The organism is Bartonella sp. AP40SXNS (genome assembly GCF_042195825.1).
Classification (GTDB): Bacteria; Pseudomonadota; Alphaproteobacteria; order Rhizobiales; family Rhizobiaceae; genus Bartonella.
The window spans coordinates 92,666-106,272 of sequence record NZ_JBHIPB010000002.1; the positions used below are offsets into that span (position 1 = coordinate 92,666).

12 protein-coding genes are annotated in these 13,607 nt (G+C 37.8%); 6 read left to right on the forward strand and 6 right to left on the reverse strand.

The window, feature by feature from the left end:
- Nucleotides 1–117: 117 nt before the first annotated feature.
- The 3 genes from ACFILZ_RS01655 to ACFILZ_RS01665 all read left to right on the forward strand — a co-directional run bounded on the left by ACFILZ_RS01655 (nucleotide 118) and on the right by ACFILZ_RS01665 (nucleotide 3,021).
- Nucleotides 118–693, forward strand: coding sequence for a CvpA family protein (locus tag ACFILZ_RS01655; RefSeq protein ID WP_375606294.1), 576 nt, complete (start codon nucleotides 118–120; stop codon nucleotides 691–693).
- 82 nt (nucleotides 694–775) lie between these two features.
- The gene (gene purF / locus ACFILZ_RS01660; protein ID WP_375610159.1) at nucleotides 776–2,269 is read left to right on the forward strand and encodes an amidophosphoribosyltransferase; all 1,494 of its coding nucleotides are present in this window, start codon (nucleotides 776–778) and stop codon (nucleotides 2,267–2,269) included.
- Nucleotides 2,270–2,271: 2 nt separating this feature from the next.
- Nucleotides 2,272–3,021 carry an SDR family NAD(P)-dependent oxidoreductase gene (locus ACFILZ_RS01665; protein ID WP_375610202.1) on the forward strand — a complete coding sequence of 250 codons (750 nt, stop codon included), beginning with the start codon at nucleotides 2,272–2,274 and terminating at the stop codon, nucleotides 3,019–3,021.
- Nucleotides 3,022–3,091: 70 nt separating this feature from the next.
- On the opposite strand, the gene pssA is transcribed toward ACFILZ_RS01665, so the two are convergent.
- The 5 genes from pssA to cysS all read right to left on the reverse strand — a co-directional run bounded on the left by pssA (nucleotide 3,092) and on the right by cysS (nucleotide 8,976).
- Nucleotides 3,092–3,931, reverse strand: a complete 840-nt coding sequence (gene pssA / locus ACFILZ_RS01670) for a CDP-diacylglycerol--serine O-phosphatidyltransferase (protein WP_375610158.1) — start codon at nucleotides 3,929–3,931, stop codon at nucleotides 3,092–3,094.
- Nucleotides 3,932–3,939: 8 nt separating this feature from the next.
- Nucleotides 3,940–4,638: a phosphatidylserine decarboxylase gene (locus ACFILZ_RS01675; RefSeq protein ID WP_375610157.1), complete on the reverse strand. Its 699-nt coding sequence runs from the start codon at nucleotides 4,636–4,638 to the stop codon at nucleotides 3,940–3,942.
- 117 nt (nucleotides 4,639–4,755) lie between these two features.
- Nucleotides 4,756–6,639: an ABCB family ABC transporter ATP-binding protein/permease gene (locus ACFILZ_RS01680; RefSeq protein WP_375610156.1), complete on the reverse strand. Its 1,884-nt coding sequence runs from the start codon at nucleotides 6,637–6,639 to the stop codon at nucleotides 4,756–4,758.
- Nucleotides 6,640–6,755: 116 nt separating this feature from the next.
- Entirely contained in the window at nucleotides 6,756–7,427 is a 672-nt protein-coding gene (locus ACFILZ_RS01685; protein ID WP_375610201.1) for a DUF421 domain-containing protein, read from the reverse strand.
- A gap of 40 nt (nucleotides 7,428–7,467) precedes the next feature.
- Entirely contained in the window at nucleotides 7,468–8,976 is a 1,509-nt protein-coding gene (gene cysS / locus ACFILZ_RS01690; RefSeq protein ID WP_375610155.1) for a cysteine--tRNA ligase, read from the reverse strand.
- Nucleotides 8,977–9,475: 499 nt separating this feature from the next.
- On the opposite strand from cysS, the gene ACFILZ_RS01695 reads away from it, so the two are divergent.
- A complete protein-coding gene (locus ACFILZ_RS01695) occupies nucleotides 9,476–9,844 on the forward strand; it encodes a TIGR02301 family protein (protein ID WP_375610154.1) in 369 nt (122 codons plus the stop codon).
- 407 nt (nucleotides 9,845–10,251) lie between these two features.
- On the opposite strand, the gene ACFILZ_RS01700 is transcribed toward ACFILZ_RS01695, so the two are convergent.
- The gene (locus ACFILZ_RS01700; RefSeq protein ID WP_375606300.1) at nucleotides 10,252–11,580 is read right to left on the reverse strand and encodes a dihydroorotase; all 1,329 of its coding nucleotides are present in this window, start codon (nucleotides 11,578–11,580) and stop codon (nucleotides 10,252–10,254) included.
- A 64-nt stretch (nucleotides 11,581–11,644) separates the two neighbouring features.
- Between ACFILZ_RS01700 and ACFILZ_RS01705 the strand changes: the two genes are divergently transcribed.
- Both ACFILZ_RS01705 and ACFILZ_RS01710 read left to right on the forward strand, forming a co-directional pair.
- Nucleotides 11,645–12,517, forward strand: coding sequence for a YgfZ/GcvT domain-containing protein (locus tag ACFILZ_RS01705; protein ID WP_375610153.1), 873 nt, complete (start codon nucleotides 11,645–11,647; stop codon nucleotides 12,515–12,517).
- Nucleotides 12,510–13,127, forward strand: a complete 618-nt coding sequence (locus ACFILZ_RS01710) for a YfbR-like 5'-deoxynucleotidase (RefSeq protein ID WP_375610152.1) — start codon at nucleotides 12,510–12,512, stop codon at nucleotides 13,125–13,127. Before ACFILZ_RS01705 ends, ACFILZ_RS01710 begins: the two co-directional genes overlap by 8 nt.
- Nucleotides 13,128–13,607: the final 480 nt, after the last annotated feature.

Genomic DNA, 13,607 nt, shown 5'->3' on the forward strand with positions numbered 1-13,607 from the left:
GAAAAAACTCTATAAAATACAAAAGATCCTTGCTATAAGAACAAAAAATGGCATAACAAAAAATATATTTGCACACAGACTTAAAAGAACACAACTTTATGTATAAGGAACAAACAAATGATCATAACAATCCTTGATGGAATTGTCGTAGTAATCATCCTGTTGTCCGCTTTTCTTGCTATGCTTCGAGGATTTTCACGTGAAGTGTTATCGTTGATTTCTTGGGCAGTTGCAGCTGTTACGACACTGTTTTTATTCAAACCTGTCTTACCTTTCTTTGAACAATATCTCTCTAATAAAATGATTGCATTGATCACAACATTGGTCACAATTTTTATTATTGTTCTCATTATTACTTCAATTATTACAATGAAGATCTCTGATTTTATTATTGATAGTCGAATTGGTATTCTTGACCGTGCTATTGGTTTTATTTTTGGAGCACTTCGTGGTTTACTTATCATGGTCATCGGTATGTTGCTGATTAATGCACTGATTAAACCCGATCTTCAAGCGAATTGGTTAAAAAATGCAAAAACAAGACCTATTTTAGATTCATTGGGACAAAAAGTTTGGGAAATACTCCCCAAAGATATTGGATCTGTTCTCGAAAAGACGGAAAATTTGTTTAAAGACAGCAATAAACATACGTATGAGCAACACTCTCATGAAAAGATAATTTTCAAAAAATAGAGAATAGTTTTTCATGAGGAAAGAAAACTAAATGATGTAAAATGTGATATTAATGATTCCTCCATATCACAACTGAAAGAATATGATGATAAAAAGCGATGTTTTCTGTCAAGAATTTTCATTAGATGATGATACCCTTCATGAAGAATGTGGAGTTTTTGGTATTCTTGGGCATGAAGATGCCGCAACATTAACAGCTCTTGGACTCCACGCACTTCAGCATCGTGGGCAAGAAGCAGCTGGGATTGTTTCTTACCATAATAAAATATTTCATCAAGAAAAGCATTTAGGTCTTGTTGGCGATCACTATACAAACCCTGCAACACTTGCGCGCTTACCAGGAAATCGTGCTATTGGACATACCCGTTATTCAACAACTGGAGAAGTGGCATTACGCAATGTTCAACCCCTTTTTGCTGAATTGAAAGTTGGAGGTATTGCTATTGCGCATAATGGTAATCTTACCAATGGTCTCACATTACGCCGTGAACTCATCGCTTCTGGTGCTATCTGTCAATCAACGTCAGATTCAGAAGTTTTTCTCCATCTTATCGCCCGCTCACGTTATGAATCGTCCTCTGATCGTTTTGTTGATGCGATTCGGCAAGTAGAAGGTGGGTATGCTATGTTAGCGCTCACACGTACAAAGCTTATTGCGGCACGCGATCCAACAGGAATTAGACCTCTCGTGATGGGGGAACTTGATGGTAAGCCTATCTTTTGTTCTGAAACTTGTGCTCTTGATATTATTGGAGCAAAATATGTCCGTGATGTTAAAAATGGAGAAATCATCATATGTGAAATACAAAAAAATGGGGAAATTACGAAAAAAATTATAAAACCAGAAAATACAAAACCAGAAAAACTTTGCTTGTTTGAATATGTTTATTTTGCCCGTCCAGACTCAATCGTTGGAGGACGTAGTGTTTATACAACACGCAAAAATATGGGAATCCGTTTAGCACAGGAAGCCCCTTGTGAGGGTGATGTTGTGGTTCCTGTTCCTGATGGAGGAACGCCTGCCGCAATTGGCTATGCACAAGAAATTGGAATTCCCTTCGAGCTTGGTATTATTCGTAATCACTATGTTGGCCGCACTTTTATCGAACCAACACAACAAATTCGCGCTTTTGGCGTCAAGTTAAAACATTCGGCAAACCGTCCTGTGATTGAAGGAAAACGTGTTATTCTGGTTGATGACTCTATTGTCCGTGGAACAACATCCCTTAAAATTGTACGAATGCTTCGCGATGCAGGAGCAAAAGAAGTTCATATGCGCATTTCTAGCCCTATGATTTTTTATCCTGACTTTTATGGTATTGATACACCTAAAGCTGAAAACCTTTTAGCAAATCAATATCCAGATTTAAAATCTATGTGTGATTTTATTGGAGCGGATTCATTAGAATTTCTTTCAACGGATGGATTATATCTTGCTGTAGCAGGGGAAAAACGGAATAACGCCGATCCACAATTTACTGACCATTATTTTACTGGATATTATCCTACGCATCTGGTTGATCAAGAAAATCTCTCCAAAATTCATCAATCATCTGTTCTAAAAACAAGAGATTAATGATGACAAAACGTGACTTTAGTCTCCATAGGCGTGTTGCACTTGTTACTGGCGCATCAAGAGGGATTGGCTATTATTTGGCACTCGAGCTTGCTGCACGCGGCGCTCATATTATTGCTCTTGCACGAACAGTCAGTGGACTTACTGAATTAGATAATCAAATCCGAGAAAAAGGAGCTCATGCAACCCTTGTTCCCCTTGACTTGCATCATATGGAAAACATCGATACCCTTGCTATCTCAATTGCCAAACGCTGGAAAAAACTTGATATTATCGTTGCAAACGCAGGAATTCTTGGAACACTCTCACCAATAGCGCATATAGAAAACACGGTATTTGAAGATGTTTTTCAAATAAATCTTTTCAGCCAATGGCGCTTAATGAAAGCCGTTGAGCCTTTATTACGTGAATCTGATGCTGGACGAGCCATCCTGTTATCCTCAAGCGTTGCGCATGCTGCGCGCCCTTTCTGGGGAGCTTATGCAGCCTCTAAAGCGGCTTTAGAGGTGATTGCCCGCTGTTGGGCAGAAGAACTCAAACAAACCCCTATTAAGATTAATTGTGTCAACCCTGGTGCCACACGCACTGCCATGCGCGCTGAAGCTATGCCCGGTGAAGATCCACAAACTCTCCCTTCACCACAAGAGATTGCAAAAAAGATAATCCATTTGTTATCACCTGATTTAAAAGAAACTGGAAAACTCTTTAATGTCCGTAAAAATCGGTTTGTAGATTATCATATACCTGATTGATCATCATATGAGAAGTAAATCTTTTGACTCTCTCTTTTTCCTGTGCTTCTCAACAGAAGAATGAGACACTTTATGATTCTTGGATAGCTTTAGCATCAGTCTTTTTCTCTTCTAAAGTAGCACGTTTATTATAAGCGATAAAACTACAGGGGAGAAAAATCATATAGCTAACCGCTGTAATCAATAAAGTTTTCCATGTGTAAGTCGCAAGAAAACCGACATAAATAACAATGACCAACATGCACGGTATAACGATATCGCGCCTTAAATTTTGATCAATTGTTTTTGCATTCCATACTGGTAAACGACTAATCAAAAGAAAAGCAATAATTACAGTATAAAGACTAAAAAATAATGCCCACCCCCAATTGGGAACCAAACCAAGAGTGCCTAAATAAGTAGGCAATAAAAGCAATAATGCTCCTGCTGGTGCTGGAACACCAACAAAATAACTTTTCTGCCACTTAGGTATATTGGGATTATCTAACATCACATTAAAACGTGCTAATCGCAAACAACAAGCAACACAATAAACAAGGGCAGCAACCCACCCAATATGATTCGCTTGATTCAAGATAAAAGAATAAACAATGAGTGCAGGGGTAACACCAAAATTTATAACATCAGCAAGAGAATCCATCTGTGCCCCAAAAGATGAACTACCATCTATTAAACGGGCAATGCGACCATCAGCACCATCTAAAACTGCGGCCAGAAGCACCATTAAAATAGCAGCTTCATAGCGATGTTCAAAAGCCAAACGAATGCTGCTCATCCCTGCACAAATGGCTAAAATAGTAATGATATTAGGAATGACATACCGCATTGATGTAGGTGAACGCCGCCGATTTGCAACATCATCATGCTGCCCCTCAGGATTGAATGAAGAAAATGGCGAAAAATTTTTCATTGTGAGTCCTAATCGTATCTGAAGTCCGTTGTGGCACTCTTATCATCAAAAGAACCCAAAACCGTTTCTCCAGCAATTGCTGTCTGTCCAACTGCAACACGCAATTTCATTTCAGTCGGTATATAAGTATCAAGGCGAGAACCAAAACGAATCAATCCAAATCGCTCACCAGTCATAACGGCATCGTTTTCTTTTGACCAGCAAACAATCCGGCGCGCAACCATTCCCGCTATTTGTACGACACCAATTTTACCATGTTTGCTATCAATTACCACCCCATTACGCTCATTAAACTGACTAGCTTTATCAAAGTCAGCATTGGTAAATCGACCTGGATGATAAACGATAGACTCTACTGTACCACTGATAGGAATACGATTAATATGGCATGAAAAAACATCCATAAAAATAGAAATACGGATCATTTCATCTTTCCCTAAACCTAATTCTTCAGGTGGAACACATGATTCCACACATGAAATACGCCCATCAGCAGGCGACATCACCCAATTTGAATTCAAAGGGATCACACGATCTGGATCACGGAAAAAGTATATACACCACACCGTGAGAACGAGACCAAACCAAAAAAACGGACTCCATATCCAACCAAGAATGAGCGAAATAACAAAAAACGCTACAATAAAAGGATAACCTTCTTTATGAACCGGTACAAAGCTATTATGGAAAGATTGCAGAATACTCATATAATTTCCTATTCATCGTAAACTTAAACAAGCAACAAAGCTTTTTGTTCCTCTTGTGTCTTTTTATGTATTTAATCAATCACTCCATATAAAGATATAGATTACATTTTGCTCTATTTATTTTTTACGATTAACAACACTCGTCTCATCTTCTTCACGCATTTTACGTAATTTTTCTTCAGCTTGCGATGCTTCAAGCTGCTTATTCCACATTGAAGCATAGAGACCTTTCTTGCGTAAAAGCTCTGTATGTGTCCCATTTTCAATAATACGACCACTTTTAAGAACCAAAATTTCATCAGCATTGATAACCGTAGAAAGACGGTGAGCAATAATCAATGTTGTACGTCCACGGCTTACAATATCCAATGCTTGTTGAATTTCCTGTTCTGTCGCCGTATCAAGAGCCGCTGTTGCTTCATCTAGAATAAGAAGTGGGGGGGCTTTTAAGAGTGTCCGTGCAATAGCCACACGTTGTTTTTCACCACCTGATAATTTGAGACCACGCTCTCCTACCATAGATTGAAAACCTTCTGGTAATATCTCAATAAATTTTGAGATCTGTGCCATTTCAGCAGCTTTGCGCATCTCTTCATCTGTAGCACTTGGACGCCCATAGCAAATATTATAGGCAATTGTATCATTAAATAACACCGTATCTTGTGGTACCATGCCTATCGCTTCGCGCAAACTTTTTTGTGTTACATCACGAATATCCTGCCCGTCAATTGTAATAGAGCCCGAATCAACATCATAAAACCGAAAAAGCAACCGAGAAATAGTTGATTTCCCTGCACCCGATGGACCAACAATAGCGACTGTTTTTCCTCCAGAGACTTCAAAATCAATATCTCGAAGAATCTGACGCGTCGAATCATAGGAAAACTTTACCTGATGAAAACGAATGGTTCCATCGCTTATCTCTAACGGTTTGGCGTCCGATTTATCAACAATCTCCTGTTGAACATCTAAAAGATCAAACATCGCTTCAATATCCGTTAAACCTTGCCGAACATCACGATAAATTGAACCAATAAAATTCAGTGGAATAGAAAGTTGCATTAAAAGTGCATTAATAAAAACAAAGTCTCCTAAAGTTTGTGTCTTATAATAAACTTCATAAGCTGACATCAGCATTATGATCGTCATTCCAATACCAAAGATAAGAGCCTGACCAAAATTAAGCCAGCTTAACGATGTCCAAATCTTTGTTGCGGCTTTTTCATAACATACCATAGAAGCATTGAAACGATCAGCTTCTAGAGTTTCATTGCTAAAATACTTGACCGTTTCAAAATTCAAGAGAGAATCAACAGCGCGCGTATTCGCCTCAGTATCCGCTGTATTCATTTGTTGCCGAATACGAATGCGCCAATCACTCGCCTTAATGGTAAACAAGGTATATAACCCAACCGTTACAACAACGATGAGAAGATAATACCACCCATAACTTATGTAAAATACAAGTGCTGTTAATATAAATTCTAAAACTGTCGGTATTGTATTGAGAATTGAAAATCTTACGATAGCTTCAATTCCTTTTGTACCACGCTCAATCACGCGAGAAAGCCCACCAGTTCGGCGTTCCAAATGAAATCGCAAAGATAATTCATGAATATGTACAAAGGTTTTATAAGCTAATTGACGAACAGCATATTGACCAACAGTGGCAAAAAGAGAATCGCGTAATTGATTTAATCCAGCCTGCATAATACGTGCAACATTGTACGCCAAAACGAGCATGATGGGAATAATCCAATTGGATGGAAACCATTCAGGTAACTGAAAGCTGGCATCAAGCACATTCGTAGAATATTTAAAGAAATACGGTACAGATATGAGAACGAACTTGGCCAAAACAAGATAAAATATTGCCCATAGCACACGCATTTTTAGATCACGCCGATCTACTGGCCACATATAAGGCCATAAATTGTAAAGTGTGCGCAGAGTTTTCCCCGTATCTGATGATACAGTTTTTGTTATTTCATCACGTTTCATAAAGCCCTTACTTCTCTATCATCCACACGAAAAAGGCAAAACACCCCCCTGTGGTTGTTTATAGGTTCATCTCTTCATTATGCTTCCAATAAGCTATACTTACTCGTTGTTTGAAGTTAGACTGTTTTTGAAAAAGGAACAAGAAATAATCCACTATATAATTTATTATTTGGGTCTGTATTCTCATACCACTCTGCTGCAAATAAACTTTCAACTTTTACATGCTTTTTTTTCAGTTCTGCATGAAGCCACTTTTTTGTTTTACCAATCTCTTTCAGCCCCTTATCAAGAATTTCGCCATTTTGTATTAAAATGATAGACTTCTTTCCTTCTTCCTTTTTAATAACAGAACAATCGCCATTGGTTTCTAAACGAACGAAAGCAGCTTCGTGTAAACTACAGCCTTTAATACGCAACATTGTAATCAGATCATTCACACTGATACCTAAGTTTTTAATCTTATCCACTTGAAATACTCCGTCTAAAACCAATGCAATATGACGTCCTGCAATGAGACGACGAAAAAAAACTGAATAGCGCATCAGAAAATTAAGAGTGGTGACCAAAGTCTGCCAAATAAATAAGACGATCAATAATTGAATACTGCTAACATCCGGACTATAAATAACGCCTCCAATGATACTTCCCATCACAAAATTACTTACCAAATCAACTGGCGTCATTTGACTAAGACTACCACGACCTGTAGTTCTTAAAATCAAGAGGAAAGCGATAAGGCCTACAACTAATTTTAGTGCGACATACCCATAATGATATAAAAATTCCATCATATTCTCCTTTTTCATGAGAGCTGCTGGAATAGAGACATTAGTGTCGCTTTATTTCCCACACGGTTATGCGCTTACCACTCTGCGGATCCTTACTATCTTTTAAAAGAACCCCCTCAGCTGCAAGCTCATCACGAATTATATCCGCAGCTTCCCACTCTTTATTATGGATAAGCTGTAGTCTTTCGGCAATGCGCTGATCAATAAATTTTGAATCAAGAAAAGTTTTTCTTGTAAATAATGGGCAGTCTATTTCTTTAATCCATTCTTTTCGTAATAGTCCTAATAAATTCATCCCATTAACAAGAGCCAAAGCATCTCCTTCTTTATAAAATTTTCGCAAAAGAGTCAGTGCTTTTGGAGTATTAAGATCATCACTAAGTGCATCTATCAAAGTATCATCAACTACTTCATTGTTTTTCATCTCACTCTTTTTGCTGCGAAGCAATTCATACCAACGATACAGTTCGCTGCTCGATTGTATTAAACGCTGTGCTGTCCAATTTAATGGTTCACGATAATGTGTTTGCAACATCGAAAAACGCGCAGACAAACCAGCCCAATTTTGCTTCATTTCATCGGATAAAATACCATTAAACTCCAAAAAATTATTCTCTAAAACAGAACGAATAGTTATGAAATTGCCAAAGCTTTTCGACATCTTTTTACCTTCAACTTGTAAAAAGCCGTTATGCATCCAAAAATTAGCCATTCGCTCCGTCCCAAAAGCTGAACAACTTTGTGCAATCTCATTTTCATGATGAGGAAAAATTAAATCAAGTCCACCACCATGGATATCAAAAATATTGGCGGTCGGATCATCACAAGTTAAACCACCACCATAGGGCGCTAATAACTTTGCCATTGACATTGCAGAACATTCAATATGCCAACCTGGACGACCTAAAACAGGAATTCCGCCCGGTGATTTCCAACCTGGTTCTCCTTCCTCAGAAGGCTTCCATAAAACAAAATCCATCTCTTCCCTTTTATAAGCAGCAACATCAATACGTGCCCCCGCCCTCATTTCATCTAAAGAACGATTTGCAAATGCCCCATAATGGGGAGGATTTTTTATACTACTTACAGAAAATAATATATGATTTTCCGCTTCATAAGCGTGCCCCTTTTCAAGCAACCTTTCAATTAAAGAGCGCATCTCCTCTAAATGCTCGGTTGCGCGCGGCTGACTGGTTGGCAATAGACAACCAAGTGCTATTGTATCTTGTTGAAACTGAGAATATGTACGTTCTGTTAAGTGACGAATAGCCTCATTCAATGATACGTTTGGATATTCGCTAGCTGCTCGTGCATTAATTTTATCATCGACATCTGTAATATTACGTGCATATAGAACATGCTCATTGCCATAAACATGACGCAATAAGCGAAATAAAATATCAAAAACAATAACAGGACGTGCATTTCCTATATGCGCATAATCATAAATTGTCGGTCCACAAACATAAAGGCGTACTCTTGTCGCATCTATTGGTGTAAATTTTTCTTTTTTACGTGTTAGCGTATTATAAAATCGCAACTCTTTCATTTATTGACTCCATGGACGATATTATGCACCGATCCTTTTAGATGTATCTTATCTCAAATCATTGTATTACGCGATTTAAGCTAAAAACTTGTATCTTATAGTAAATTCTTCTTATCATTTTCCCATTGTATTTACGGCTGTATTCATCGTTTATCATAAAAACAATCTATTTTATTTGATTGGACAAAAGCGTTCTATCATTAGAGATGCTTTCTCTCCTTAAAAAAAATGAGCTTAGAAAAAAATCTATAGGCAATACAATATAAATCTATGTGAAAAATAGATAGCTTGCAGGCAGAAAATCTTAAATTTTTAACCACACAAAGCTTCGTCAGTATTTTCAATATTCCACAATGGGTTCCTTACTGCCTCTTACGCCCTATATTTTATAATCAATAATTGAGAATAATGTAGCAATTAACTTTATTTTTTTACACCGTTCTCATGACAAAATTATTTTATCTTTACAGAGTTTTATTCAAAGAAAGCAATAAAAATAATGCGGTATAGATTGATGAACATCATTATTTTAATATTTCTTGTCATTTCAATGCCAACCTTTGCACAACAATCTCCACCTTATGAAAAAAAATTACTCCGACTAGCAGAAATTTTGGGATCATTGCATTCTCTTCAAAATCTTTGCGAGACTCCAACAAACCAATGGTATGACTACATGAACGCATTGATTGAAGCAGAAAAGCCTATCCCACAAAGACGTGCTTATTTTTATGAAGCGTTTAATGAAGCGTATCGTGCTTTCTCAGAAAATTATCATCATTGTACACAAGCAGCAATTGAAGCCAATCAAAGATACGTTGAGGAAGGAAGAACTTTATCCGAAAACCTCCTCATGCATTATAAATAATTAATCTATACAAAAAGTATCTTCTTCAATTTCAGCAATATCAACCATGTTCTCTCACAAATGAGGGGAGCTGTAAATCTACTCTGAAAATAGAGAAGTTTTTGAAAAATAATTCCTCGACACGTTTTTATTCTTGTGAGCATCTTTCCCCTGAACAAAATCGTTCTTTGGCTTCCTGCCCACCCTCAGAGCTTGTTTATCAATAGGCTGGGTTCTTGTTGAACAGATTCTTCTTGGCTTCTCACCCATGTTATTACTTAAACTAAAAATACTAAAGGCTTGACAAACAAGTCTAAAAATATTCACCATACACTTAAAAAAATACTTATGTGCCAAGGGAGCTAGCACGCCTTATATCACCGCTCTAAAAGATGGTATTTTACGGCATGCTTATAATTTTAATCTATTTACACCAAAGTTTCTATAAATTTAACAGGCTCTCCTTGTGAAGAAGTAACAATTTCACCTTCCCACATCACACGCATACCACGGATAATGGTCCCAACAGGCCAACCTTTAACCTTTTTACCATCATAAGGTGTCCAACCGGCACGCGAACCAATTAAGCCATTCGTAATAATTTCTTCTCGCTTAAGATCAACAATTGTTAAATCAGCATCGTATCCAACAGCAAGGCGTCCTTTACAGCTTATACCAAAAATACGACTAGGGCCATGTGACGTGAGATCAACAAAACGCTCAAGAGATATCTTTCCTGCATTCACATGTGTCAACATAATTGCTGCTGTTGTTTGCACCCCTGTCATTCCTGAAGGTGAAGAAGGATAAGATTGAAGCTTTTCTTCCAAAGTATGAGGCGCATGATCTGAGCCTAAAACATCAATAATCCCCTGTTGAACACCGTACCAAAGAGCTTCACGGTGGCGCGGCTCACGAATAGGCGGATTCATCTGAATTAATGTACCAAATTGCTTATAATCATCAGCCGTGAGCGTCAAATGGTGTTGTGTCACTTCAATTGTTGCAACATCCTTATGTTTTTTTAGAAAATCAATTTCTTCTTCTGTCGAAAGATGTAACACATGAATCCGAGCCTTCGTCTCATGAGCAATTTTTACCAAACGCTGCGTACATTTTAATGCCGCAACTTCATCACGCCAAATCGGATGTGATGATGCATCCCCTTCAATACGCAGTATTTTACGCTCTTTGAGCCTCGCCTCATCTTCAGAATGAAAAGCCGCACGACGGCGTATATTCTTCAAAATAAGGCGTACACTTTCATCATCATCGACCAAAAGATCACCCGTAGAAGACCCCATAAAGACTTTAATTCCAGCTGCACCAGGAAGTCTTTCTAATTCAGACAATTCATGAGCATTTTCACGCGTTCCTCCAACCCAAAATGCAAAATCACAATGCATTCGATGAAATGCGCGTTTAACCTTATCGCTTAATGTAGCTTCTGATGTTGTCAATGGATTGGTATTAGGCATTTCAAAAACTGCTGTCACCCCCCCTAACACAGCAGAATACGAGCCACTTTCCAAATCCTCCTTATATTCATTACCTGGCTCGCGAAAATGTACTTGGCTATCAATAATTCCCGGTAAAATATGAAGCCCCGTACAATCAATCACCTCACCTGCCGATGCACATGTAAGGTCGCCAATTTCAGCAATACGGCCATTTGTAACACCAATATCACGCTTGCTTCTTCCATCATGATTCACAAGTGTTGCACCTTTAAAAATTGTATCAAATGTTTTAAACATAGCCACGCTCCTTACATATTCCTCTCTTATCGATTATGTAACTTTGAGCAGAAAGGCAAGAACCATGATTGAAAAACAAAATGCCATTTGCTTAAAAAATCGCGCAATTATTCAAATTACAGGCGAAGAAGCAACAGATTTTCTGCAATCCCTAATCACAACAGATGTAAAAAAAATCAACCCGCAAGAAATTTTCCCTGGAGCCCTCTTATCCCCTCAAGGAAAGGTTCTTGCTGATTTTCTTATTGGCAAAAAAGAAGATGGTTATTTGATTGATATTATCATGCCTTTAGCTGATATACTCCACAAGCGTCTGTTGCTTTATAAACTGCGTAAAAAAATAGAAATTACACAACCATTCCAAGAACTTGTTACAGTTTCTTGGAAAAATGAATCAGATACTTTAAATTTTGATTCAGGTTTTGTTGATAAACGATTCCCAGAAAAAGAAAAAATAATACGAATCTATGGCAAAACATCTTTTTTGGCTTCAGAATATCATAACATGTGGAATCAATTGCGTATCCGTTATGCAATTGCAGAAAGTGGTCAAGATTATGAAGTTGGTAAAGTCTTTCCTCATGATATTAATTACGATCAAATAAATGGACTTGCATTCAACAAAGGGTGTTATATTGGACAAGAAGTTGTTTCACGAATGCACCACCGCCAAGCAGCACGTCGCCGTATTTTAATTGTAAAAGGCCAGCATGAATTGTCCCCTCAATCTAGCATTGAAGCAGGAACAAAAGTATTTGGATCCTTGGGAACATGTGTAGACAATGAAGCTCTTGCTTTACTGCGTATTGACCACGTAAAAGATGCTATGGATCATAACATCCCCTTTACTGTAAAAAACATTCCTGTCACTATAAGCATTGCTGAAAATATGAATTTTACCTTTCCTGAAAATACTGTAGAAAATACGCATGGCTAAAGCTGAATTATTAAAAAATGGAGAAGCACGTGCTTGGCAAAGAATGCTTTCTGGAAGGCGACTTGATCTTCTCAACCCTTCTCCTTTTGATGTTGAAATTGAAGATATTGCCCATGGACTTGCTCGTGTAGCACGTTGGAACGGTCAAACACGAGGAGAACACGCCTATTCTGTTGCACAACACTCACTTTTGGTTGAACAAATATTTCAAAAACTTTTTCCACAATCGGGAAGCAACGAATGTCTTTATGCCCTTCTTCATGATGCTCCAGAATATGTCATCGGCGATATGATTTCCCCTTTTAAAGCTGTTATAGGAAAACAATATGAACGCGTTGAAAAGCGCATCCAAGATGCTATCCACATGCGCTTTTCTCTTCCCGTTGATCTTTCTCAAAAACTTTTAAAAAAAATTAAACAAGCCGACCGTATCGCTGCCTATTATGAAGCGATTACGCTTGCTGGATTTAATACAGAAGAAGCCCTTCACTATTTTGGCTCTCCCAATAATATTTTACCCGATGATCTGAATTTATCCCCCTATTCTACCCAACACATTGAAAACGCATTTTTAACGCGCTTTAATGACTTGGATGTCCAAAGATTATAGCCCCTTCGCATTGTTGATTCCTTGTCATTACAGAATCATCACACTGACTTATAATAATAATTCATTGTTTTTTCATTTTGAATGAGAGCTCCTAATATCGTAAGCTTCACTCATTTCAAATCTGTTTATATTGAATCAATCAAAATCATTCTCTTGCACACCACAAGCAGGTCTGGCGTGTGGGTAAAATTTTTTAAAGAAAGAGTTAAAATGCTTCTTATGAACCATCTCAAGTGCTAAGCGCTGTCGCAGCATTGAAAATTGGCAAAGTGTGTGATGATGCCGGCTTGCTCTCTTATGAAGCGTAAAGACGGGAGTACTCTATAAATTTTATACACTTCATAAGGGACTTACCACTATACTATTCACGAACGCCGTCGCGAAATAGGTTGGGTACCTTAAGAAAGCTTTCTTTAAAAAAGCATGTGAATTAGCGACCCAATGGCGTTCTGTTTTGCATGAGAGGCGTGACTTCATTAA

Bases quoted from the DNA above. Each gene is read 5' to 3' on its own strand.
- ACFILZ_RS01655 (WP_375606294.1), top strand. From the start codon at position 118: ATGATCATAACAATCCTTGATGGAATTGTCGTAGTAATCATCCTGTTG.
- purF (WP_375610159.1), top strand. From the start codon at position 776: ATGATGATAAAAAGCGATGTTTTCTGTCAAGAATTTTCATTAGATGAT.
- ACFILZ_RS01665 (WP_375610202.1), top strand. From the start codon at position 2,272: ATGACAAAACGTGACTTTAGTCTCCATAGGCGTGTTGCACTTGTTACT.
- pssA (WP_375610158.1), bottom strand. From the start codon at position 3,931: ATGAAAAATTTTTCGCCATTTTCTTCATTCAATCCTGAGGGGCAGCAT.
- ACFILZ_RS01675 (WP_375610157.1), bottom strand. From the start codon at position 4,638: ATGAGTATTCTGCAATCTTTCCATAATAGCTTTGTACCGGTTCATAAA.
- ACFILZ_RS01680 (WP_375610156.1), bottom strand. From the start codon at position 6,639: ATGAAACGTGATGAAATAACAAAAACTGTATCATCAGATACGGGGAAA.
- ACFILZ_RS01685 (WP_375610201.1), bottom strand. From the start codon at position 7,427: ATGGAATTTTTATATCATTATGGGTATGTCGCACTAAAATTAGTTGTA.
- cysS (WP_375610155.1), bottom strand. From the start codon at position 8,976: ATGAAAGAGTTGCGATTTTATAATACGCTAACACGTAAAAAAGAAAAA.
- ACFILZ_RS01695 (WP_375610154.1), top strand. From the start codon at position 9,476: ATGCGGTATAGATTGATGAACATCATTATTTTAATATTTCTTGTCATT.
- ACFILZ_RS01700 (WP_375606300.1), bottom strand. From the start codon at position 11,580: ATGTTTAAAACATTTGATACAATTTTTAAAGGTGCAACACTTGTGAAT.
- ACFILZ_RS01705 (WP_375610153.1), top strand. From the start codon at position 11,645: ATGATTGAAAAACAAAATGCCATTTGCTTAAAAAATCGCGCAATTATT.
- ACFILZ_RS01710 (WP_375610152.1), top strand. From the start codon at position 12,510: ATGGCTAAAGCTGAATTATTAAAAAATGGAGAAGCACGTGCTTGGCAA.